General features: G+C 34.8%; 27 protein-coding genes. 19 read left to right on the top strand and 8 right to left on the bottom strand.

Annotation, left to right across the window (positions count from 1 at the left end; genetic code table 11):
• The 5 genes from MTBBW1_RS25795 to MTBBW1_RS25775 all read right to left on the bottom strand — a co-directional run.
• Positions 1 to 2,767, bottom strand: a 2,767-nt coding sequence (locus MTBBW1_RS25795) for a DEAD/DEAH box helicase family protein (RefSeq protein WP_139786909.1), incomplete at its 3' end; no start/stop codon positions are given.
• A 674-nt stretch (positions 2,768 to 3,441) separates the two neighbouring features.
• Positions 3,442 to 4,068 (bottom strand): DUF3102 domain-containing protein, encoded by a 627-nt coding sequence (locus MTBBW1_RS25790; RefSeq protein ID WP_080809463.1) that lies wholly within the window; start codon positions 4,066 to 4,068, stop codon positions 3,442 to 3,444.
• A 113-nt stretch (positions 4,069 to 4,181) separates the two neighbouring features.
• The gene (locus tag MTBBW1_RS25785) at positions 4,182 to 5,042 is read right to left on the bottom strand and encodes a hypothetical protein (RefSeq protein WP_080809460.1); all 861 of its coding nucleotides are present in this window, start codon (positions 5,040 to 5,042) and stop codon (positions 4,182 to 4,184) included.
• A gap of 950 nt (positions 5,043 to 5,992) precedes the next feature.
• A complete protein-coding gene (locus MTBBW1_RS25780) occupies positions 5,993 to 6,541 on the bottom strand; it encodes a DUF1016 N-terminal domain-containing protein (RefSeq protein ID WP_080809457.1) in 549 nt (182 codons plus the stop codon).
• A 32-nt stretch (positions 6,542 to 6,573) separates the two neighbouring features.
• The gene (locus tag MTBBW1_RS25775; RefSeq protein ID WP_080809455.1) at positions 6,574 to 6,831 is read right to left on the bottom strand and encodes a hypothetical protein; all 258 of its coding nucleotides are present in this window, start codon (positions 6,829 to 6,831) and stop codon (positions 6,574 to 6,576) included.
• A 428-nt stretch (positions 6,832 to 7,259) separates the two neighbouring features.
• On the opposite strand from MTBBW1_RS25775, the gene MTBBW1_RS25770 reads away from it, so the two are divergent.
• On the top strand, positions 7,260 to 10,271 hold the full coding sequence (locus MTBBW1_RS25770; RefSeq protein WP_139786908.1) for a CHAT domain-containing protein: 3,012 nt from the start codon (positions 7,260 to 7,262) through the stop codon (positions 10,269 to 10,271).
• Here the strand turns inward: MTBBW1_RS25770 and MTBBW1_RS25765 are convergent.
• From MTBBW1_RS25765 to MTBBW1_RS25755, 3 genes are read right to left on the bottom strand one after another with little or no spacing between them, the layout of a single operon-like run.
• Positions 10,268 to 10,645 carry a hypothetical protein gene (locus tag MTBBW1_RS25765; RefSeq protein WP_080809450.1) on the bottom strand — a complete coding sequence of 126 codons (378 nt, stop codon included), beginning with the start codon at positions 10,643 to 10,645 and terminating at the stop codon, positions 10,268 to 10,270. The genes MTBBW1_RS25770 and MTBBW1_RS25765 overlap by 4 nt on opposite strands.
• 5 nt (positions 10,646 to 10,650) lie before the next feature.
• Positions 10,651 to 10,941 (bottom strand): hypothetical protein, encoded by a 291-nt coding sequence (locus tag MTBBW1_RS25760; RefSeq protein ID WP_080809448.1) that lies wholly within the window; start codon positions 10,939 to 10,941, stop codon positions 10,651 to 10,653.
• A 5-nt stretch (positions 10,942 to 10,946) separates the two neighbouring features.
• Positions 10,947 to 11,570: a hypothetical protein gene (locus tag MTBBW1_RS25755; protein ID WP_080809446.1), complete on the bottom strand. Its 624-nt coding sequence runs from the start codon at positions 11,568 to 11,570 to the stop codon at positions 10,947 to 10,949.
• Positions 11,571 to 11,789: 219 nt separating this feature from the next.
• Here MTBBW1_RS25755 and MTBBW1_RS25750 point away from each other — a divergent pair, with 219 nt between their 5' ends.
• From MTBBW1_RS25750 to MTBBW1_RS25660, 18 genes are all read left to right on the top strand, one after another.
• The gene (locus MTBBW1_RS25750; RefSeq protein ID WP_080809444.1) at positions 11,790 to 12,707 is read left to right on the top strand and encodes a hypothetical protein; all 918 of its coding nucleotides are present in this window, start codon (positions 11,790 to 11,792) and stop codon (positions 12,705 to 12,707) included.
• The gene (locus MTBBW1_RS25745) at positions 12,704 to 12,973 is read left to right on the top strand and encodes a hypothetical protein (RefSeq protein WP_080809441.1); all 270 of its coding nucleotides are present in this window, start codon (positions 12,704 to 12,706) and stop codon (positions 12,971 to 12,973) included. Before MTBBW1_RS25750 ends, MTBBW1_RS25745 begins: the two co-directional genes overlap by 4 nt.
• Positions 12,948 to 13,820: a hypothetical protein gene (locus MTBBW1_RS25740; RefSeq protein WP_080809439.1), complete on the top strand. Its 873-nt coding sequence runs from the start codon at positions 12,948 to 12,950 to the stop codon at positions 13,818 to 13,820. The genes MTBBW1_RS25745 and MTBBW1_RS25740 overlap by 26 nt, the downstream gene beginning before the upstream one ends.
• Before the next feature lie 29 nt (positions 13,821 to 13,849).
• On the top strand, positions 13,850 to 14,194 hold the full coding sequence (locus MTBBW1_RS25735; protein ID WP_080809436.1) for a hypothetical protein: 345 nt from the start codon (positions 13,850 to 13,852) through the stop codon (positions 14,192 to 14,194).
• A gap of 146 nt (positions 14,195 to 14,340) precedes the next feature.
• Positions 14,341 to 14,829 carry a JAB domain-containing protein gene (locus MTBBW1_RS25730; RefSeq protein WP_245809566.1) on the top strand — a complete coding sequence of 163 codons (489 nt, stop codon included), beginning with the start codon at positions 14,341 to 14,343 and terminating at the stop codon, positions 14,827 to 14,829.
• A gap of 100 nt (positions 14,830 to 14,929) precedes the next feature.
• Positions 14,930 to 15,277, top strand: coding sequence for a hypothetical protein (locus tag MTBBW1_RS25725; RefSeq protein ID WP_080809432.1), 348 nt, complete (start codon positions 14,930 to 14,932; stop codon positions 15,275 to 15,277).
• 104 nt (positions 15,278 to 15,381) lie between these two features.
• On the top strand, positions 15,382 to 16,791 hold the full coding sequence (locus MTBBW1_RS25720) for an AAA family ATPase (RefSeq protein ID WP_080809430.1): 1,410 nt from the start codon (positions 15,382 to 15,384) through the stop codon (positions 16,789 to 16,791).
• The gene (locus MTBBW1_RS25715) at positions 16,788 to 17,162 is read left to right on the top strand and encodes a DUF1257 domain-containing protein (RefSeq protein WP_080809426.1); all 375 of its coding nucleotides are present in this window, start codon (positions 16,788 to 16,790) and stop codon (positions 17,160 to 17,162) included. Before MTBBW1_RS25720 ends, MTBBW1_RS25715 begins: the two co-directional genes overlap by 4 nt.
• 12 nt (positions 17,163 to 17,174) lie before the next feature.
• Positions 17,175 to 17,372, top strand: a complete 198-nt coding sequence (locus MTBBW1_RS25710) for a DUF2997 domain-containing protein (RefSeq protein ID WP_080809423.1) — start codon at positions 17,175 to 17,177, stop codon at positions 17,370 to 17,372.
• 144 nt (positions 17,373 to 17,516) lie between these two features.
• Positions 17,517 to 18,395, top strand: a complete 879-nt coding sequence (locus MTBBW1_RS25705) for a DUF3150 domain-containing protein (protein WP_080809421.1) — start codon at positions 17,517 to 17,519, stop codon at positions 18,393 to 18,395.
• Between the two features lie 264 nt (positions 18,396 to 18,659).
• Positions 18,660 to 18,860 carry a hypothetical protein gene (locus MTBBW1_RS25695; RefSeq protein WP_080809416.1) on the top strand — a complete coding sequence of 67 codons (201 nt, stop codon included), beginning with the start codon at positions 18,660 to 18,662 and terminating at the stop codon, positions 18,858 to 18,860.
• 11 nt (positions 18,861 to 18,871) lie between these two features.
• A complete protein-coding gene (locus MTBBW1_RS25690; RefSeq protein ID WP_080809413.1) occupies positions 18,872 to 19,105 on the top strand; it encodes a hypothetical protein in 234 nt (77 codons plus the stop codon).
• Positions 19,086 to 19,334 (top strand): hypothetical protein, encoded by a 249-nt coding sequence (locus MTBBW1_RS25685; RefSeq protein ID WP_080809411.1) that lies wholly within the window; start codon positions 19,086 to 19,088, stop codon positions 19,332 to 19,334. Before MTBBW1_RS25690 ends, MTBBW1_RS25685 begins: the two co-directional genes overlap by 20 nt.
• 2 nt (positions 19,335 to 19,336) lie before the next feature.
• Positions 19,337 to 19,588, top strand: a complete 252-nt coding sequence (locus MTBBW1_RS25680) for a hypothetical protein (RefSeq protein ID WP_080809410.1) — start codon at positions 19,337 to 19,339, stop codon at positions 19,586 to 19,588.
• Between the two features lie 205 nt (positions 19,589 to 19,793).
• Positions 19,794 to 20,450, top strand: coding sequence for an ERF family protein (locus MTBBW1_RS25675; protein WP_080809407.1), 657 nt, complete (start codon positions 19,794 to 19,796; stop codon positions 20,448 to 20,450).
• 11 nt (positions 20,451 to 20,461) lie between these two features.
• On the top strand, positions 20,462 to 20,734 hold the full coding sequence (locus MTBBW1_RS25670; protein WP_080809405.1) for a hypothetical protein: 273 nt from the start codon (positions 20,462 to 20,464) through the stop codon (positions 20,732 to 20,734).
• Positions 20,731 to 21,087 (top strand): hypothetical protein, encoded by a 357-nt coding sequence (locus MTBBW1_RS25665; protein ID WP_080809401.1) that lies wholly within the window; start codon positions 20,731 to 20,733, stop codon positions 21,085 to 21,087. The genes MTBBW1_RS25670 and MTBBW1_RS25665 overlap by 4 nt, the downstream gene beginning before the upstream one ends.
• Positions 21,088 to 21,196: 109 nt before the next feature.
• On the top strand, positions 21,197 to 21,730 hold a 534-nt coding region (locus tag MTBBW1_RS25660), incomplete at its 3' end, for a YqaJ viral recombinase family nuclease (protein ID WP_186441720.1).

The following is a 21,730-nucleotide window of genomic DNA, read 5'->3' as shown; positions in this document are numbered from 1 at the left end:
CATTTTTTCTACTGGTATGAAAGAACAGAGTTAACAAGAAAACAACACGTCTTATTTTAACTGCATCAGGCAATGATTTATTATTAAATTTATCAAGAATTATTTTATGTATACGTTCATTATCTTTAAGCTTTAAAATGTTTTTACATATAGCGTTGTATATTTTTATTAGATTTTCATTGGATATTTCTATTTTTTTTGTATTGAAGTTCAAGCTAACTAAGTTAAAAGCTTTTTTTAGTATTTCCGTAGTTTTTATAGTAATATTGCTGGAATCTTCGTTTTTATAGTTAGAAAGAAGAATTTGCTGAGAAAAAACATATTTTCTTTTTAAATCATATAAAGAAGACAACTTACGATATTTAATTTTTTTATTTTCTATTCCTAATAGTCTTAACTCAACTTTTAGTTCTTCCTCTCTCTTTTCTGATGTCTTTTTAACAGAATCTAACTGTATAGATACTTGACATCCTTCATGTGCTAATAAGTTTTGATATTGTACTGCAATAGATTGTTCTCTATCTGCGTTTTTCATTGCTATATTTGCTTTTTCCAGTTGAAAAGCAGTAAAGATACCAACTTCATTTTTCAATGCTGCGTTGATATTTTTATAACATGATTTATTCAAATAGCGAGACATCAAGACGTATCCCATTCCCATACTCCTCTTCTTCAAAAGATTTGAAAGCAAAGCATTGTTCATCAACTTATTTTTATTTAAATTAGAAAGTGCTTTTAAGTCTTTAATCATTTTACGTTCTAAATTCTCATATTTAGTAGGTGATTCTTTATTAAAGAGATAAGTTGGTAGTAGCACTTTATAAGAAGCAACATTTCTTCCCCTCATCGTCATTTGATAATGAATATGGGATGAGAGATGTTTCCCTTGGATAATATGATAGACGTTGGTATCTTTAGCTTGGGGTATATCAACACCGGTGGTAATTGTTGGGCTGTATATCATGATATCTGTGTTTAATAGGTTCTCATCCAAATGTTGAATAAAATTGATGATATCCTGTTTCTGATTCAATCTTTTTGTAAGTAGTTTAATACTGATATTTTCATGTTTTAAATTAATATAGTTAAACAATTCATGAGCTTTTTTCTTATTTGACAAAGCGATCAGCAAAGTTTGATTGTTATTGTTAATATCTCGATGCATTTGTTTTACAAATTTTTTCAATCTTATTTTTCCGTTAAGTTTGGGTTGTGCGGGGTTATTTGTTAAGAAGATTTCAACACGTTTTCTGGTAATAAATTCTTTTCTAATATGATATTTTCGTTTTCCAGATATATTTTCTACTGCTTTCACGACTGGAGTCGGGATAAAACCATCTAAACAGATAATTTTTTGAGCTGTCCGTAATAAGTGATAAAGAGCTGTCATATCCTGTTTAAAGCGATTTGAGTGATCCGACATCAAGCTTACAGTGTTTATTACTGCCCTTGGCAGAGTCGTAATCTCATCAATAATGATGTAATCGAATGTTCGAAATAATTGATTATTATCGATCAAATGATGTAAAGACAAAGCACCGCAGATAAGTTTCTCTGGTATTACACCTTTCCTTGCATTAGCAACGAACTCGGACAAATAATATTGGTTTCCGTCTTTAAAAATTTCTTTTGCTGATTTCTGATTTGTTGGCAAATAGCAATCGAAGTTGAGACCTTCCTTAAGTAGAGACCGGTGAGTTTGTATTGCTTGTGCTCTATTCACCGATATAAAAAGAACTGATTTGTCTTCTTTTAATAACCACTGAGCCAGACTGGTTGATTTACCGGAACCTGTCGACGACTCTACGAATAAAAGTTTGCTTTTGTTATTGAAGACTGAGGGGTTAAGATATTTACTGTTGTTTGTTATAGTCTCATCCGGTTGACTTTGATTTGATGGTTGATAAACAGGAAAGTTTTCTAAAATATATTCTTTGTATTGATTAAATTCCTTCTTAAACACTTCGTTTGAATATGGTTTCGTCTTGTTTTTATTGGGATGATTTACTACCCAGGGGTTGTATGGATTGATGAAATATCCGTTCTCTGTTTTTTCATGTATATCTTTGAATATTACATTGACGGTATCGTTATCCCTAACAGTGGTACTGCTAACACAAGACAGCGAATTTAAAAACTCACTGAACAATACCAATTTTCTATCTTTGGGTTTTCCAGACTTTATATTACTACATTTTTTTGTTTGTTTTTCTTTACCTTTAACATCCAGCTTGATTGTTTTCCCTGTATGCACCCATAATGAATCTTCATCAAACTCTGGTGTCTCGTTGTTAACTCTTACCGGTGCGTAGTAAGATGTTGATGAATATTGACTGGAATCTATTTTTTGTAGATTTAATAGATTTGCGATTTCGAATGCATAATCTTGAGCGTTATTCAAAGTTAAACCACGGACTTTTATGCAAATCCTGACTCGCTTAATCCTTTCTGTGTAATATTTAGTGGTAAAGTAGAAAAAGCCTCTTAAGTTGGCTGTTTTCCATTGAGTTTTCAACTCTTCGATATCCACATCATAGTCAGCATCAATCCATAGTAAGTTGGTACCGATAAAAAACCTGTCACACATTTTTTTATTTCGAACAGCTAACACTTCCTGCTGCGGGAAGACCAAGAAATAGTTTTCTCTACTCCAGAGTGCCATTTCTTTTAATGACTTAAATTTATTGTTTTTTCTGTTAAAAATATTTGATATTGGTTTCTTATGATCATCTACACGCCAGCTTCCAATTAATTCTGTTAAAATCATGATAACCTCACTTGTTTTAAACATTGATAACAACTACAAAATTTTTCATAAAAAAAATCATTCAGTCTTCTAATAAGTTTTAGTGAATAAGAAGACTGAATGAGATGTGCGCACGAAGCTATTTTTTTAAATTATTAGTTATTGCGTTATTCAAATTGATCCATTATGAACCCATTAATTTTAGTAATGACTGAAGTTGTTTTGAAAGTTCATTTTGTTTCCGGATGATATTGTTGAATAATTTCCAATTTTTTTTAATTCTACTTTCCACACATGTGGAAAATACGATTTACCGAATCGTATTTTGCTTATAGATGTAAACGATTTTGCATTTTTTAATCTGCTCAATATTTTGCAGCAGAAATGTTCAGGTTCACCGTCCCATCTCATCTCTAATCATCAGATAGGTCTTATTGTTTAAACGAAACATGCTATTTCACTTCACTTTCAAAATTTGTGTGTAATATCGCGTCGGTGACGACACCTCTCTTAAAAATTTCGCGGTTAAATGAAATTCAATAGTTGTGAGTTAAGGTGTGGGGGATGAGTTAAAAGTCCAAAATTTGGATATATCCAAAAGTTAGATTTTTGTTATTCTCTATTCTAAACTGGCATAAGGTCTCAAGGATTGATTTAACTACAACGATCAACCCTATGCCAGTAAATGCTACCGTCTATTCAATAGTATATTTAAGAGTAATACCTTTTGATTTCAAAATTTTACAAAGATGGTTCATCATTTTCTGTATGATTGACTTTGCGATAGTTTGGGATTTTGAAGAGAGCAACATTTCCTCATCAGTATCAATAAAAAGTTCTTCGCATGACTTTCGAAATTTTTTCAATGTCACTACAAAGACATCATCATTTTCTTTTTTGTCGGCATTGACCAGTAGTTTCTGAATCTGAGGGCTCTTAAGATTTATCTCACCTTTTTCACATTGAGTGGCTATAGTGTTGATGGTCTTTTGATCTATTGTTTTCAAATTTTTAGCATTGTTTAACAAAAATCTTCTAAGAATATCAGGGAACTTTTTATTCGATAGCTTGAACAATACCGAAGTTTTTAATTTGTCTACGATTTCAGAGTTACCAGAGCATGTTAGGTACAGGTTCATGAAATTATTTGCCGTGGAATAGCTGAAATCAAAATTATTTTTTATCCAAGGTTTAAACTCACCATGGCTTAGTAATTCTTTGCCTTTTACAAGATATTTGCCAATCTCATATGCATTGGTTTTTGTTTTCGTTACACGAGACCGGATTTCAGTTTCAATTTTTTTGAGTTCATCTGATTTCATTCGGTGTCTCCTTATCCAACATCAAGTGATGTGAGCAATTTTTTCATCTGTTTATCCAACCCGACAAATTTTGTCGGGTTGGTAGTACCGAAAGCTAAGGGATCACGGTGGCATTAATTTTCTGCAAATAGCCCAACGTTCTGATCCTTCTTCTTCTTTTTGAACTCAGACTCAACCGCTTGAATGTTCTTTGCTATAAGCTCCAACTCCCCTATGATTTTCTTTTGCTTCTCTTTGGCTTTACCAATGTATTTTTTCAAGTCATAAGCACTGGATTTTTCGAGTGATGCTTGATCAATTTCTTGAGTGAGAGAGAGGTTAAGAACATTAACGATTCCCTCGGCCTTTAATTCCTTAATCTGTTTTTTCAATTCTGCCACGGACCAATTTTTCTCAACCGAATCCTTAATAAGCTTATTTTTATCCTCTACGTCATTAACACTGGTAAGCGCAGTCTGATGGCTCACTTTCAAATTTCCATATGTGGAATCTATTTTGCCATTTTCATATTTTTTATAATCAATAGCCAAATTAATTGCGTCATAAATCCAAGTCTTGGAAGGATATTCATTTGAAGGATCTTTCTCAATTTTTTCAATAACCTTTGCGATTGATGAACCATCTTTTCCTTTAGTAAAGGCTTTTTCTTCAGCATCTTTGTAATTCCCTCCATAAACTTCAGTAATGAAAATTTTCCCAGTTTCTAATTTATCTTTCTTTTGTTGTGACCCAATTTTTTTCAGATGAAGAACGAATTTATCAACACCAGAAATCCGTTCGCTTGACTCGCGACCTTCTCCATCCTTTTCTGTAGATGCCTGTTTCATTTCGACTTTCTGCTCAATTTTTCCCATTTTTAATGAGTCACTGCCATGAGTTTGAGTCATTTTTTCTGTTTGACTTACTTTCAACCCTTCTTTCATAGAATCTCCCTCCATCAAATTATTGTTGTCAAGCCGACCAAGTAGGGTCATTAATTTCCCCTACTAAACAATATGGCTGGAAAGGTTGTTTTTTTCTCCATCGAGCGAAAAATTCAAACACGACATCCTTGATATGCTCACCAGAGTGCCCTACACTTCTCAAATAAGAAATCTTCAAAAATGGAATATTTTTCTAATAATAGTAAATGCGGAAATTAAGGGGTGCCAATTGTCTGATCATTATTCGCAGGTCTTCACAGCAGAAATACAGGAGAATTGGTTGTCGTATTCATGGGGTGGAATGGATTGAGCTCTATCTAAGAAAGATTATAATAAGAAGGATTAAAGAAAGAGGTAGAAAGAAAAATCAAATAAAAGGAATCTCCACATGAAACACCTACTCATTCATTTTTCAATTTGATATTACTATTCCTATGTAAGTAGTGTCTTTGCTTCAAGCAAATTAAGAACAGCACAATATAACCTAAGAATAGACTACATTGCCAAATTCACTATCTGAAGAAAATACGTTGGATTAAAGCAGGTGGGGATTTGATCATGAACATAAGTTGGGGTATGAGTGGCCTCTGTGCTAAACAAGGCCACAATCAAAACCATACTATTGATCATCTTAGAAAAGGTGTGCCGTGATTGGTGGGAGTATACTCGAATGGATTTACTTTGTTTACAGTGAAAACACCCCGACTATTTTCATGATCGGGGGTGGCCGGACTCCGGCCATGAGCGTTTATATAGATATAAATTTGGAGAGAGAGTATAGAGAATCGATTAATTAAAAACAATTCGAATTCGACAAATTTAATTCATCTAATATAACGCGCCATCTGTGAGTTTTATTGTACACAAAAAACTTACTGATCTCACTGTTCTTTATACTGCCCCTCTCCGTCAAAGACTTGATCATTTTATAAAAAATACTATCAACAAAGATGACCGATCAAAAGATCATAAAAATTAAACTTCTACCTCGCAGTTGAAGTTTAATTTTTATCAGTCATCTCTGCATTTTTTTCTGATGGCCTACCACGTTTGGGTGGATTTTTTTTATATTCTTTTTCTATTTTTTCCAGCTCTTCAATCAAAGACTCGCAGTTTGATGAAACATCCTCTAAATCAATTTCATTTATCTTGTTTTTAAGATTATTGGCATACTTGATGAGTTCTCTTCGTCTTGTCCCAGACATTCTTTCTAATTCTTCAGATTTAAATGAAAAATCAGAATTATCAACAATTTCAATAACTGTTTCTATTCTTTTAATATATTTTTGTGTGGTTCTGATAAGTGATTTTTCTTGAGGTTTCTTAAGTGATTTTAGTTTTTTTTGTATGGCATCTTCAAGCTCTCTTGTTGTCCATTCTTTTTCAATGCACTTTTTAGCCATATTAATTTTTATTTGCGGTTTTTCGAGTCTGACAAGAACCTTTTTATGTGTGTAGCTTAAAGGGGTACTATCAAAATTATTGTCTTTAAAAATCTTTTCTTGACATGAAACTTTCACAGCAGCAGAGAGAGTGTTTGGATGTACCAATAAATCTTCTCTTTCGCATAGCTTATTAAAGCTCACTTTTTTTTTGGATTTTTAGATGTTGCTTCTTTGATATCATCGTCGTAGAATTTTTCTAAAATATAACGACCTATTTCCTCATGCCCTTTGTAAATAACTTCGCTGGCTTTTTCATTGATAAATTTTACTGCATCATCAATTAGGTTCTCTTCTTTGGAATCAACAATCTCGGGATCAACGGATTCTGCTGATAAATTTTCGTCTTTGGTCATTTGTTCAGGTGTTCCTTGATCTTTATTATTTTTGTTAGCCATTCTCTATTCCTTTCAATGGTTTATTATTCAAAATATCGTACATTTTTTTTCAATAATCATTTCTTAAATCAAGACTTTCCATTAAATATTATTTTGATTTCACCATCACAACCCCACAATCAAAAAAAACTATCGTTAAAGGTCAAAATATCCCCTGGGATAAAATTTTAACACTCTCATTTGGAATACATGGCCAACCATTACATACAAAAAAGTTACTCAGATATGATGAAAGAGAATGAAACTGAGTAGGTTAAAAAATGACGGGATGATTACGGAAGAATTATCGCTAAGTCGAGTTAGATCAATGGAGTGGCTGGATTAGTAGTTGCGCTAATAATTTCTTTTATTATATTAGGAAACAAGATATATAAGTGATTTTTATCGAATACACACACATCAATAAAATATTCCTTGGTGAAACCGACATGAATGCTACTTTAAATATTTCTTACTTTGAATTGACTTATTTCGAAAAATTGACTCAAGATCTAAACGAAGACTCTGTAATCCATTCATTCGAGAATATTGCGAATAAAATTAGAAAACATTCCAAAATAACTATCGAAATGGATGTATTTTATGAGTGGGCTGAATTTCTCAATGAATTGGGTTTCCACTATCTGATTCGATATGACCAGAAAAGAATACAGAATCTGGAAATTGCTATTTCATGTTTTCAAAAAATCATCTCAATATGCAATGAAAAAAATTTTTCTGAGCAATGGGCACTTGCTACGAATAATCTTGGAGGCGCGTACACCAACCGAATCAAAGGGAATAAAGCTGACAATATAGAAAAGTCCATTTTTTTCTATAAAAAAGCTCTTTCTGTATGGACAAAAGAAAATTTTCTTGAAGATTTCATTTCGGTCATGATCAATTTGGGTGGCGCTTACTTAAATCGTGTCAAAGGAAAACCACAGAACAATATAGAAACTGCTATCACGTATTACAAAGAGGCTCTTGAACTCTGCGATAAAAAAACTGATTTGGAAAATTGGCTTAGTGCAATGAACGGTATTGGAGGCGCTTATATCGAACGTATTCAGGGAAATAAATTGGAGAATATTGAAATAGCATTATCTTTTTTTGAAAAAGCACTTAAAGAAATAGATCCAAACGATGATGTTTTTAACTGGGCGTGGGTGATGGAAAACTTGGGAGACGCATACCGGAAAAGAATAAAAGGGGATCGTTCATTGAATTTTGAGAAAGCAATTCACTGCTTTCAACGAGTAGAGAACACCTTAGATAAAAAAGAATCTCCGATGGAATGGGCAGACGTGATGAATAAACTTGGTATTTGCCATGTTGAACGCATCAACGGCGATTCTGCTGAAAATAAAGAAATTTCAATTTCATATTATCAAAAAGCTCTTGAAATATTCCGAAAAGAAACAATACCTTTAAAACATGCTAAGGTCATGAGTAACCTTGGAGGTGCATTTTTATCCAGGAAAAAAGGAGAACAACACCAAAACCTAATGAAAGCAGAAGAGTGCTTCAATAACGCGATTGAAGTGTATGAAAAATTCGGAATGCTCGAAGATTTGGCACTGACGATGAACAATCTTGGTGGATTGCATATCGTTAAAAATAATGGCCATAGTTTTGATGAAGGAATTAATTGTTTTAAAAAATCACTTCAAATCTGGAAAAAGGATACACACCTTCAAAAATGGGCGATTATCATGCATAACATGGGCGGGCTTTACAATGAATATTGCGGTGAAGATGTTTATTCTAAACGTTTGGAGGCCATCCGTTGTTTTCAGAAGGTTATTGATAATGTCTCATTGGAAAGCAACCCCACTCTTTATTTGAACGCATCATACGCCCTTGGAAATGTTTTAATTGAGTTAAGCAGTGACAATGATTCATTTTTAATCAAAGCAGAGCAATATTATGATCAAACGATAAATGGAACCACTGACATATACCTTGAAATATCAGACATCCACGCTCGAAAAAAATTCTTAAAGCAACATCGGCATAAATACAAAAGAATAATCAATTTTTATTTATTACATAAAAAGTATGAGAAAGCTCTTTATTGGATAGAAAGAATTCGATCACAAAGTTTTTTAGAAGATATTGTGCTGGAATACATTGAACCAAGCAAGAAAGAATTTAAGCCTCTTACCGATAGATATTGGGGGATTTGTAAAAAAATCCGTAAACTTAGAACAGAAATTTCCCCGAATAATTATCAACATCATTTATATAAAGCATTAGCAGAACTGGTGAATGAAAAGCAGAAGCTGGCATCCGAAATCAAAAATATAAATCCTCAATATGCAGACTTAATCAATGCAAACCCACTGACTATAAATCATTTACATGAACTTCTCGTTAAAAACAAAAGCGCGGCTTTAGAATTTTACTGTCTTGATGAACTCAATATTGTGCATTGCTTGGTTATCTCTTCAGAATCTGAAAAAACCCTGGGTTATCATCACTTTAAAATTGATATTTCAGAATCATTCAGAAGAGCTTTCCTTGAATTCAATCAACTTTTCCATAATGAAATACCTCCCAATCTAAAATTATTGGAGAATTTATTGCATGAAAGTGGTAAAATTATGGGACCTATTTGGCAATTTCTAAATGAAATCAAGATAAAAAATCTTTATATTTCCCCTCATGATTTTTTCCACGCCATTCCATTACATGCGGCGCACATCAATGACTCACAAAACTATTTCAATGATAACTTCCACTGCTGCTATACCCCCTCCCTCTCTTTGACTTACAAGCTATTCAAGTCGAAACCCAATAAAGGGCGTAAAATTTTATCCTTATTTTATGCACCTGATGAAAAACCCCTTAAGGCGGGAAAAGCTGAATTCGAAAAAATCACGAATTTATATGAAAAAAATTCTGTGATCATTCTCCAAAATGATACTGCAAAAGCTGAAAATCTAATTAAAAACATTGAAAAAAACAAAAACCATCTTCTAATGCTATGCTTGATCTGCCATGGAGAGCTTGACAATGACGGCACTTCGTTTTTGGTTTTTAAAGATCGAAATTTATCTTCATTAGACGTAAAAGGCGGGTTGGATTTGACAGGTGTGCCAGTTGTAGTGCTTGAAGCTTGCGAAACAGGAAAAAGTAATGAATGGGTTAAGAATTATGAAGAATACCAAGCTCTTGACAGCAGTTTTTTGATATCCGGAGCCAGAAGTGTGATCAGTAGCTTTTACAAGATTGATGATCAAGGTACCGCCTCTATCATGAACAAATTCCATGAAGAGATCAACAAAGGAGTGATGCCGTTCAATGCTTTCTATGAAGCACAAAAATCAAATCTGGTGATAAACCCTGACCTGGAAGTCAGTGTTAGAGGACGTATGAAAAAGAAAACAAACACAACGCCCTTAAAGAGCAACCATCCATATTACTGGGCCTTCATGAAGTATAGTGGGACTTTTTAAGAACGTTTTTCAATTGAAATATCAATACAAGCAAGAAATTTCTTGCTTGTACCATTTATCTGCAACAAAATTTCTTCAAAGCGATCCTCTGTGATAAAATCTTCATCTTCTTCAATATCCAGAGGCATCTCTGTTAAAATCAGGTACAACCGATTTTCCCCCAAATCATCTTCTTCAAACTCAGGACTTAAATTAAATGGTTTTTCAACTTCCCAGTTACTGTAAAGAATCGAAATGCTCTTCTTCTCTAAATGACATAAAATCAGGGTTTGATATTTAAAATTGTCTGGAATATCCAATGGATAAACAGGATTGGGGTCTTCCAGAAAATATTTACTCTTTATTTTTTTCTGAACATCTTTAACATTTGACATACTTCTTACTGCAACAGGCACCAATGCACATTGTTGCGGAAAAATATCAGGAATAAGAGATAAAAGCGCATCAAATTTTTCAATACCATTTTTAATTTTTTTTTAAGTCGTTCTTCAAACGTTGGTTCTAATAATTTAGATATTCGAGAATAAAACTTATCACTATCTACACCAAGGGATTTTAAATCTCTTCTAACGTCCTCAATTGGCATGCAATCAATAATATCAGGATCAGAATCCAATGTTGAACTCAATCGCTCCAGCCACTGAATAGAACTATCCATAGAATTACTCATATCATTCACCTTATCAAATCTTTTAACAATCTTTTCAGTCTTTTATTCGCATTGTAAACATCTTTAATATCAATATTAAGCCCCGCTGCAATATTCCTTGCTCTCACAGGCTCTCCTGGATTATCAAAAACGTATTCAACTATTCTCGTTAATAGAGAGTCATTTGACACTTTTAATAATATTTGTTCTTTTAAATCTAAATTTTCTTTCCCGATCATCTTATCTATTATCCGATTTCTTTCTTTTGTATAGTCGGGTTTTGAAAAAACGCTACCAATGGAGTCTCCGATGGTACTCGAAAACAATATTGAATCATGAATGTTATCGTCATCACCAAATTTTTGATCGATAGAAATTGCATTTTTATCAATACCCTTTTTTTCTTTAAAGTTAGAAATTTTACTTCTCACAATATTCATCAAAAAGGTTTTAATATCAAGATCTTCTCTCCATGTTCTTCTTCCAGTCAAAGCATCATGAATTGCATCATGTAAAAAATCTTCTATACTCGGTGCGCCAGGATAATTGTGAATATTCATATTTCTTTTTATAAGAGTATAAAGAATTTTATCAAAATCTTCCTTTGTCAATTTTCGAATTTCTTCTCGTACAATTTCTATTTTTTCCATCAATAGCGTCTCTATATATTTAGGCTGAATATTATTGAAATTTGCCACCTACCTTCAAAAAAAAGCACCGCTATAATTCATCAACTGCTACTTTAATATTTTATGCCAACTTATCGAAATTTTCTAAAAAACCTACTTGTTTACAGCAAAACATCACTTTCCAATAATTGAAGTGCATATGCACATATTTTTCTACTATCAATTTGGAAAGGATTTTTTATGAACAAACTCAAATTTCCGAGTAACCACGCTAACAACCGAAGTATATTACTCAAAACACTAAAATTTTTACCATACCACTCTATCCTGTCAAAAAATTTATCCCCCGAAACCCTCTACAAAATCAAGTTTTTTCCTGACAATAGCAAACTTTTCCTGGATAGCAACGGCTACATTAAAGGGGTGTGGTATAAAGACGGTAAAATATTGGAGCATATCAGACTCAAACCCAATGACGCTTCCAACTTCGTGAAGACTTGCTCGACACTTTCTATTCAGCTTTCTCTAATAACTATTGCATGCGAACTCAAAGATATAAAGAAGGGGATATCTCAGATATCAACATCTCTTCACAATGACCGTATAGCAATCATCAATTCCGGCATTCAGCAATACCACGATGCTTTATTGACAACAAGAAAATCAACTCAATTCCATCTTATTGTGAATGCAACTCAGACTCTCAATACAGGAATTAATCAAGCAACCAAATCTCTTAAAGAAAGCATATTAAATGCTCCCAACACAACCAGATCATTTTTTGAGAACTGGTTTTACAGAAAATCAGATAAAGCTATTGAACAAATAACTCTTGCCGAAGAATCATTTCACGCCATCCTAACCGGTATCAAGACACTTGCGGATTGCTACATTTCAATCGGAGAAGAAAAAGTCGGTATTCATTCCCTTCAAAAAAAACTGAGAGATCTATACGCCTGCGATCTAAAAACCGCCGCTGAAAAATCACGTTTAGTACCCTTCAGAGGGAGCATTTTACCAGAACAAATATGGCTCGATTTTATCGAGTCAAAACAAAAGCTCATGCAATCTTTGGATTACGGACAAAAAGCCATCCAAAAGGAAATTGATTGCATTGAAATTGAATTTACACAGAAAGAACTATTGGAGGTGATATGAAAGAGTGTAAAAAATGTGGAAGACCACTAATGGAGTATGAAGATGATTTATGCCCATTCTGTGAATGTAGCCGATCACATGCCATTAAACATGGGCTTCAAGTTGCCGCCGGAGTGGGAATCATCGGATACGGAGGCTACAAAGTAGTTGAGCATTTTAATGCCAAAGAAGAGCGGAAAAAAGATGATGACTCAAAAGAAAAAAAACAGAAATCAAATAAAAACGAAAGGGTTGATATAAATGAAAAACCAGACAATAGTGGCTGAAAAAATAAAAAAAGTTAACTCTAAAAAACAAAATGAAAAGCTGGTTGAAGTAAATAAAGCCAAAACCGAAATTAACAATCAAACAGACCAAAAAAAGAATCACAAAATTACTAAAATAAATTCAGCAAAAAAAGAGATAAAGATTATCGTTAACCCTTTAAAAAAAGGGAACTTTGTAGATAACCTCAAGCAACACATCGGGAATAATTGTTTTGACGAGATTCTCAAGCTTGTAAAGGCTAAAGATCAGGATATTACCAAGCTTGATTATGATCAACTTATTATGTTTGCTAACTATATTACTATTGAAAGTGAGTTTGATTCAATAACCAATGAGAATGTAGCTACTCTGGTTGATCTGCCTGAAAACCCAAATCTGGAAATATGTCTGGATTGGTATCGAAAATCATTCCCAGAGGGTTTTATTATAGTATCAGATTTGATTGATGGAGTGATAGTAAATTTGATGTATCAAATAGATACTTTAAAAATGACCTATGTCTGGAAAACTCTTATTGATGAGATATCTTTAATTGCATCAGAAGGCAAAGAAGAAGTGAATTATGGAATCGGGTTATTAATGTCATATGATAAAAGCGTCAGATATGAATATCGTGATGGTTTCTTTCTTTATAATCCGACACCGTACTTTGATATGGAATGGGATGAATGTCTGGTAGATTTGATGATAAATGCCGCAGAAAGTTTCACACGTCACATGGGCTCTTATATCATGTGTGATAAGTTCACAAACATCATGCGTAAATTACTTTTAAACAGGCTTAACACTAAAGATATATACAAACAAACCAGAAAAGTTTCTCGTAAACATGGTATTAAAATTTAGATCATAATAACTAACAAACAGGAGAAAGCATGGGATATTATTCAGCAATTAACGGTTTTATTAAAGGCATTTCTGAAGATTCCTTTGATCTTATCAAAGAAGATCTTAAACAGGTTTTTGAAAATGTAGATTGGTACGATAATATGATCGAAATAAGCAGTTATGCCAAACATTACAGTGCTACTGTAAATTCTGTTTATGACAAGATTGCATTTTGTGTTGATACTGAAGATGGAGGAACCCTTGAAGAAGAGGGCGACGAGCATTTTGATTTCTCTGTTATATTCTTTGCTCCAAGGCAATGGAAACAGCTTTGGATAGAATTCAAATACCCTCCGAATCCCTTTTTGAAACCGCTTGAGAGTACAAGTTAAAGGTATTTTTTAACATTGGTATGCTGATCTGTACCGAGTGGTAATTATCAAAGTTAGAATTATTTGAGCTGATACAACATTAAAATATTCAGGCTTTCATGGAATTATCTGTGAGGGCTTTTTTTATATCCAAAAATAGGAGAATTATGAAGAAAAATAAAAATTTTATCTCCACGTTTCGTGTCACGTTAGTCCGTGATCAACATGTAAAATTCGATCAACAGCAATTAACCAACTCCAAGCAGGCCCAAGTACTTATCAAAAAAGTCATAGAGACAGAGGGTCAACCAGATAGAGAACAGTTCTGCGTTATCCTTCTTAATTCAAAGAACAATATCCTTGGTTTAAATATCGTAGCTACCGGAGACATCTCTTCAGCCAGAGTTCATCCCCGTGAGGTACTAAAACCTGCAATACTTGCTAATTCAGCGTCCATGATCCTATGTCATAACCATCCTTCAGGAGATTTAAAGCCTTCTCAGGATGATAAAGTTCTTACCAGAAGGATTATTCAGGCGGCTGATATTCTTGGAATAACTGTCCATGAACATCTGATTATCAGTATGTACGATGATAGCTACTACAGCTTTGCTGATGAGGGTTTTATTCAGGAGATATATCGAGAAATAAAATAACCTTCCAGACAACCACACAAATTGTTTCATTCACAGAGGCTTTTTTGGAATTTCCAAAAGAGCTTTTTTATTTTTAACCCCTGGCATCAGGAGAATAATAATGATGACTTATCAGGAGTCACTTAAAAAGCAGGGAGTTATATGTAAAGAGCAACTTCAACAACGATTACAGGAAATCTTTGAAAAGGTTGAACATCAAAGTTCAGCTATAACTGAGATTTACAAAATGTTCTTTCCTGATTGGGAGAGAATCAAACAAATTGAAGGCTATCCAGTTGTCGGTCAGGAGATGTGGAAATATATCTGCAATCTTTTCATTGCGTTTGATCAACAGCATCATCCAGATTGTTTCAGTGGTGGTATCTGGCTGAATAATGGCTTTTCATCAAGCGATAAACTGGCACCGTGGGAAATCAGCTTTGATGAATGCAAGATAATTTACTCATAGTTTTTACGGCATTTACTGCAACAAGCCTTCATTAGAATGTCTTTTGAAGGCTTTCTTATTTCTAAACCTTAATAAAAATACACATACAAAGGAGTATATACACCATGAATATCACCAATTACATGAAAGCTGGGTATCCCGCAATTGTGCTGAACACTAAGGAGCCATATCGGGCAATAAATTCAATTAAAGCTGAAGGATGGGACACCTTTACATGGGACTGCCTGCAAGGCATTACCGAACCAAAAACTTCAAAACAGATTGAAGACATAATTGATCCTCTCGGAGCATTGAATTGGCTTAAAAGTAAGAGTGATTCCATCCTTATCATGCAAAATTTTCATCATTTTCTGGGATCAGTTGAGATCATTCAAGCTATTCAAAACAACATTCATATTTATAAAAGCCAGGGTTCTTGTCTTATTCTGGCTGGACCACTTTTTATTATTCCCCAGGAGATTGAAAAATATTTTACATTATTGGATTTTCCATTGCCGAGTACCAAGGCTTTGACGTTAATCATGCAGGAACTGGGAGATGCCGTTGATATTGAGATCAACCCTGAAGCTGTGGAGTCTGCAAAAGGGTTAACCGAATTTGAAGCTGAAACAGCCTTTGCTCTTAGTCTGGTAGAAACAAAAAGTTTCGATCCTGACATTATCACAGAACAGAAAAAAATGATGATAAGAAGGTCTGGCTTAATGGAATTCTTTCCTCCGGTACCAATGGATCAAGTCGGTGGTCTTGAGCCGTTTAAAGAATACTTGAGCAACCGTATTCAAGCCTTTGAACCTGGAAATGAACACTTGCCTAAACCCAAAGCCCTGCTGCTTGTAGGTGTACCAGGAACAGGAAAATCCCTTTCATGTAAGGCTGCTGCCTCTATATTGCATTGGCCTTTAATCAGGCTTGATATCTCTGCTCTTAAAGGATCTCTTGTAGGAGAATCTGAGTTGAAAATGAGGCAGGCAACGGCAACCATTGATGGTTTTGGCAAGGCTGTGCTGTGGCTTGACGAGATTGACAAAAGTTTTTCAGGTGTAAAATCTTCAGGTGGTACAGATAGTGGCACAACGGCTGGTATGTTCGGACATTTTCTAAATTGGCTGCAGGAAACAACTTCTCCAATTCTTGTGATGGCTACAGCTAACGATGTTTCATCTCTTCCTTCGGAATTTTTGCGAGCTGGACGTTTTGATTCCATGTTCTTTGTGGATACTCCTACTGAGGCTGAAAGAAAAGAGATCATATCTATCATGAATGCCAGGTATAACTCATCCATCCCCATGGAAAAAGCCGACAAATTTGTGGGCTGGACAGGAGCCGAACTTGAACAACTGGCAAAAGACAGCCTCTTTGATGGATTTGAAAATGCTATGAAGAATATAATCCCTCTCTCAAGAACCATGAAAGAGGACATAGATTCCCTAAGAGATTGGTCAAAAACAAGGGCCAGACGTGCCAATGCACATGAGAAAAATGAAACTGTCAGGAGAGTCAGGAGGATTTCATGAGTCACATAGCAAAGATAGAATTAGAGGTAACAGACATCGAATCTCTGAGCAAGGCTTGTCAAAGAATGGGCTTAACCCTGGTACAAGGAAAGACCTCTTATAAATGGTACTACGGTGATAACAAGTGTGATCATGCCATTATAATTCCAGGAGCTGACTATGAAATAGGGCTTGTTTTAAAAGATGGCAAATATGAACTTGAAACGGATTTTTATGATCAAGGAATTAGGGTTGCCATTGGACAAAACGGCGGACTTTTAAAGCAGAGATACGCTGTTGAACGTACAAAAGCCGAAGCTATCAGGAAAGGGTACAGAGTCATTGAAAAACAGACTGAAAACAACGCTATCCGTCTTCATGTCAGAATGTAAAGGAGAATCAGAATGAAAGAAATTGTTGTGGAGATTTCCATTGAAGGAGAAATTCAGATTGAAACCCGTGGATTTAAAGGCAACACATGCATAGCTGAAAGTCAGTTTATCAAGGATCTGCTTGGTCATGAAACTGAAAAACAACTGACCCCTGCCTACTTCCAGACTGACAAGGTTATGGTAAAGAAATTCCTTCCGCTTTGCGGATAACATTTAACAGCAAACAATTTTTAAGCCTCGAATTCTGATCACATCGGTTCGGGGCTTTTTTATTTGAAAGTCTTTATAACATGCTCACATATAACAACTTTCATACATCGTTCTCATGAGGGTTTATTTAGACAGGAGACAGACATGACAGACAACATATTTGAAAAGGGATGCCTCGTACAATTGTCCGTATCAAAATGGGGAGGAATTAAACAGATAGATAAAGGCAAACTGGCAAAAATGGTTCAGACTACCGATCATTCCTGGGTTACGGCAAGTAAAAAACTTGTAGAGCCGGCAAGTCTTAAGCCAATATGCAAAATAAGCAATAGCACCCGAACATGGCTGAACAGCAAGAGCCTGCCTTTCCCTATAACCGGTATGGTGTTTATTCCAAAAGACCTCATAACCACTGTTGATACCAAGCTGCATCAATTTAAAAATGATTTTGATCAGGCCGTCGAGGATTTCAGTAACGATTACAATTATCTTCGAGAAGATGCCAAGGAATATCTTGGAAATCTCTTTAATGAAGTGGACTACCCCATGGATATAATTTCAAGATTCAAGTTTTACTGGCGCTTTGTAATCTTGGAAATACCCAATGGTGAGAGCAGATTATTGTCTCCTGAAGTATATGCAAGAGAGGAAGCCAAGTTCATGGAAACCATGGAAGAAGCAAGGTTATTGGCAGTAAATGCTTTAAGGGAGGAGTTTGCCCAGATGGTTGAACATATTTCAGAAAGGTTTACTCAAGATGCTGTTAAACCAAAAATATTCAGAAAATCGGCAATAAATAATTTCTATGAATATTTTCAGACGTTTAAAGATCGAAATATTTTTCAAGACAATGAACTTTCCCAACTTGTAGATAGGGCACAGTCTATCTTGAAGGGCACATCAATTCATCGTATTCGATCAGATAATAGTCTTAAGGAAATTATTCGATCAGGTATGGCTGATATTGAAAATTCAATTGCCGAAACATTTAACAGACCCAGAAGACAAATCATCATGGATTAAAAATTTTGAAATAAAATTGTTATATTAACGGAGCTCTCTTTGTTCTGTAAAGAGGGCTTTTCTATTTTAAAAGGAAACCTATGGTTTATGAAATCAGATGTGCCTGGTGTGGAATATATATCGGGATCAAAGATGGTCCTGACAATCGGTTAACCATGACAATGGAAAACGGTGAGTGTTCAGTCAGTCACGGTATTTGTCAGACATGCAAAGATAAAATCATGCAGGATATCAGAACTAATGAAAAGAAAAAGGAGAATTATTATGAGAGCACCTGAAGAAAGACCAGTTGTAAAATTGACAGGCTCAGATGGCAATGCCTTTGCTGTTATGGGGAAGATCAAGCAAGCATTACAACGAGCTGGAGCTGACAAAGAATATGTCAATCAGTATATTTCTGAAGCAATGTCCGGAGACTACAACAATCTGTTAGTTGTCAGTATGGAATATGCAGAGATTCAATAAAGGAGCATGATATGGCTTATACACCTGAAATCAGTCAGTATCAGAGTGCTGCATTACGACGTATTGCCTGGGCACTTGATATACCGATGACCAAAGCTATGAATAGCATTATTCAATATATAACCGATATCATTGACCATGAAAGAATATGCAAAGCATGCAGGGATAAATCCCAATGTGTTCTTTGTGTTTTTAACCAAAAAAATCATAAAAAGGAGCATTCAAATGAAAAACAAAGAGAATGAAAAAATGTTTTTTACAATTACCAGTATATCAAAAGAAGATATTATTCATGCTTTTAACGAAGATGAACATGTTAAGAAAATAGTAGAAGCCATGGATGATTCTGATATGGAAACTCTGGCATCAAAGATGGCTGACGATTACTGTGAACAACTTTTTTGGAGCAGCCTGAAAATTATCTTTGAATTGCATTTCATGGAAACCACTCCTGAACTACAAAAAGGCAATTAAAAATGAAAGTATCAACCTTGATCGAAAAGCTTCAAGAGTTAGACCCTGATCAGCACATAGCCAGTCTCTACTGGTCATATAAAGAGCTTGATGATGCATTCTTCTATATGGACGATTATGACTGGATTGCGTTAACTGATTATGAAAAAAATGAGATCCTTGATGCTTTTCATAATTCACATAAGCCCAGCATAGGATTCAGAGCTCTTCAAAGGGAGATCATAAAATATATACAGACAAATCTTGAACCTTAAATAGAGAATTCCCTGAACATTTAACCCCCGCCTGAACATCTTAAGTAACATCATCTTCCCTTAATCACTTCTTTTTATCAGCCACCACGATAACTATTTCCCTTCCAGGGGACTTCTGCGAAATCATATTCAGACATTTATAAAAATTCATAATAAATAGATTTAGTTCTATAGAATGGTAAAATTTTCAACAGGAGGTAATCCCATGAATATTTATCAGAAACTTTCAATTGTACAGTCCCAATTAAAGGCACCAAAAGTACAATATAATAAATTTGGCAATTTTAAATACAGGTCACTTGAAGACATTATGGAAAGCGTTAAACCTCTTCTTGCACAGCATAATTTGTCATTGATTTTATCAGACACCGTAAAGCAGACAGGGGACCGCTTCTACATTGAAGCAAAGGCAACTCTTATAAACACTGAAAAAACCGATGAAACAGTTAGCACAACTGCTGTAGCAAGGGAGGCTCTATCCAAAAAAGGCATGGATGAGAGCCAGATAACAGGTGCTGCCTCGTCTTACGCCCGTAAATACTGCATGAACGGCTTGTTCAATATTGATGACACCAAAGATGCAGATGCACAACAACCCGTTAACAATAAACCTTTAACAAAGAACAACAGGGCTTCTCAGGTAAATATCAACAATAATCCCGCACATTCCAGGGGGTTGGATAGCAGCCAGCTTCAATGGTTATCAGACTACTGTAAAAGAAAAGGCTACACAGACTCAAGAACCAAAAAGGAGTTTATGGATTTTTACAAATTCTCTCCAAGAACAACATCACCTGAAGAGTTTAATGAAATTCAAAAGAAAATTGAAGCTGATGAAAAGATGGTAGCTGAAATCTTTTAAGAAGGAGTCATATGAACAGTCATCATATAAGGCATGGGAGACAACTTGGTGCTAAAGCAAGGCTTGCTCGCAAGGTTACGGAAGGAAAGTATCCTGAACTTAAGAAAGAGCTGCTTTGTTTTAAAGAGAGAAGCTCCGGCAACTGGTGTCCAGAAGATGAGCAGCTTGCATCAACAATCAGCAAATCAGATGCTTTGAAAATTATTCTTTCTCTCTCTGATTTTGACATTGAAACCTTAACGCTTTTGGGAATTATGCCTGATTTAAAAAAGGAGGAAATATGAGACCTGAAGAAAGATGGAAAATTGAATATGGCTGGCTTAAACCATGGGAGTACGAGCCTTTGAATATGCCGACACCGGATGATTTTGAATATATAGAAGAAGATGAAGAAGAGCAGATGGAAGAGAGATGGAATAATGCTTATATGAAATATGCAAAACCTATTCTGTCATATAATTCACGAGCCAGTAAATCAGAAAATTCCGATCAATTCGTGGATATCTGTAAACGGTACACCAAGTTAACATTAGATTATTCTATACCAAAAGACATCAAAGAGAAACTTCAGGAGCATATAAAAAAGGAAATGGAAGAAGTTGTAAAATTTATCAAAAAAAATAAAAAAATTAATTAACAGACACAACAGAAGGCTTTTTCGGGATTTACCTGAAAAGGCTTTTTATCTTTATACAGCCATAATGCTTACATGGATTATGGCTGTTTCTATTTTAAGGAGATACACCATGAAACAAGTTGTTGATATACGAACCATATCATATGAAGAGTGGCTCCAATACAGAAGATCAGGCATCGGAGGAAGTGACGCAGGCGCAATTGCAGGGGTTAATCCTTATAGCTCAATCGCATCTGTTTATTTTGACAAGGTTGGTGAAATCAACTCATCACCTGATATGCAGGAGGCATCCGAAGCAATTTATTGGGGAAAGAGACTTGAGGATATTATTGCTGATGAATTTGCAAAGAGAACAGGCTTACAGATTGAAAAAAGCCATTACATACTCAGAAGTGAAGAAAACCCCTTTATGCTTGCTAACCTTGATAGAATCATTACCGGCAAGGAAGAAGGCCTGGAATGCAAGACAACAAGCAGCTTTAAAAAATGTGACTGGGATGAAGAATGCATACCTGAGATGTACATGGCTCAAGTACAGCATTACATGGCTGTTACCGGATTTGAAGGGTGGTGGGTTGCTGTTCTTATAGGGGGCAATCATTTCCGGTATCAGTATATTGAACGAGATGATGAGTATATTGAT

The sequence above is a fragment of the Desulfamplus magnetovallimortis genome (assembly GCF_900170035.1).
In the GTDB taxonomy this organism is placed as follows: Bacteria; Desulfobacterota; Desulfobacteria; order Desulfobacterales; family Desulfobacteraceae; genus Desulfamplus; species Desulfamplus magnetovallimortis.
The sequence above is the reverse complement of the archived record's forward strand: the minus strand, read 5'-3'. Positions and strand labels throughout refer to the sequence as shown.

Coding starts and splice junctions, on each gene's coding strand:
- MTBBW1_RS25770 (WP_139786908.1), top strand. CDS start 7,260: ATGAATGCTACTTTAAATATTTCTTACTTTGAATTGACTTATTTCGAA.
- MTBBW1_RS25790 (WP_080809463.1), bottom strand. CDS start 4,068: ATGAAATCAGATGAACTCAAAAAAATTGAAACTGAAATCCGGTCTCGT.
- MTBBW1_RS25775 (WP_080809455.1), bottom strand. CDS start 6,831: ATGGCTAACAAAAATAATAAAGATCAAGGAACACCTGAACAAATGACC.
- MTBBW1_RS25785 (WP_080809460.1), bottom strand. CDS start 5,042: ATGACCCTACTTGGTCGGCTTGACAACAATAATTTGATGGAGGGAGAT.
- MTBBW1_RS25765 (WP_080809450.1), bottom strand. CDS start 10,645: ATGTCAAATGTTAAAGATGTTCAGAAAAAAATAAAGAGTAAATATTTT.
- MTBBW1_RS25685 (WP_080809411.1), top strand. CDS start 19,086: ATGAAAAACAAAGAGAATGAAAAAATGTTTTTTACAATTACCAGTATA.
- MTBBW1_RS25720 (WP_080809430.1), top strand. CDS start 15,382: ATGAATATCACCAATTACATGAAAGCTGGGTATCCCGCAATTGTGCTG.
- MTBBW1_RS25680 (WP_080809410.1), top strand. CDS start 19,337: ATGAAAGTATCAACCTTGATCGAAAAGCTTCAAGAGTTAGACCCTGAT.
- MTBBW1_RS25760 (WP_080809448.1), bottom strand. CDS start 10,941: ATGAGTAATTCTATGGATAGTTCTATTCAGTGGCTGGAGCGATTGAGT.
- MTBBW1_RS25690 (WP_080809413.1), top strand. CDS start 18,872: ATGGCTTATACACCTGAAATCAGTCAGTATCAGAGTGCTGCATTACGA.
- MTBBW1_RS25735 (WP_080809436.1), top strand. CDS start 13,850: ATGGGATATTATTCAGCAATTAACGGTTTTATTAAAGGCATTTCTGAA.
- MTBBW1_RS25725 (WP_080809432.1), top strand. CDS start 14,930: ATGATGACTTATCAGGAGTCACTTAAAAAGCAGGGAGTTATATGTAAA.
- MTBBW1_RS25695 (WP_080809416.1), top strand. CDS start 18,660: ATGAGAGCACCTGAAGAAAGACCAGTTGTAAAATTGACAGGCTCAGAT.
- MTBBW1_RS25750 (WP_080809444.1), top strand. CDS start 11,790: ATGAACAAACTCAAATTTCCGAGTAACCACGCTAACAACCGAAGTATA.
- MTBBW1_RS25740 (WP_080809439.1), top strand. CDS start 12,948: ATGAAAAACCAGACAATAGTGGCTGAAAAAATAAAAAAAGTTAACTCT.
- MTBBW1_RS25755 (WP_080809446.1), bottom strand. CDS start 11,570: ATGGAAAAAATAGAAATTGTACGAGAAGAAATTCGAAAATTGACAAAG.
- MTBBW1_RS25730 (WP_245809566.1), top strand. CDS start 14,341: ATGAAGAAAAATAAAAATTTTATCTCCACGTTTCGTGTCACGTTAGTC.
- MTBBW1_RS25705 (WP_080809421.1), top strand. CDS start 17,517: ATGACAGACAACATATTTGAAAAGGGATGCCTCGTACAATTGTCCGTA.
- MTBBW1_RS25675 (WP_080809407.1), top strand. CDS start 19,794: ATGAATATTTATCAGAAACTTTCAATTGTACAGTCCCAATTAAAGGCA.
- MTBBW1_RS25670 (WP_080809405.1), top strand. CDS start 20,462: ATGAACAGTCATCATATAAGGCATGGGAGACAACTTGGTGCTAAAGCA.
- MTBBW1_RS25710 (WP_080809423.1), top strand. CDS start 17,175: ATGAAAGAAATTGTTGTGGAGATTTCCATTGAAGGAGAAATTCAGATT.
- MTBBW1_RS25665 (WP_080809401.1), top strand. CDS start 20,731: ATGAGACCTGAAGAAAGATGGAAAATTGAATATGGCTGGCTTAAACCA.
- MTBBW1_RS25745 (WP_080809441.1), top strand. CDS start 12,704: ATGAAAGAGTGTAAAAAATGTGGAAGACCACTAATGGAGTATGAAGAT.
- MTBBW1_RS25715 (WP_080809426.1), top strand. CDS start 16,788: ATGAGTCACATAGCAAAGATAGAATTAGAGGTAACAGACATCGAATCT.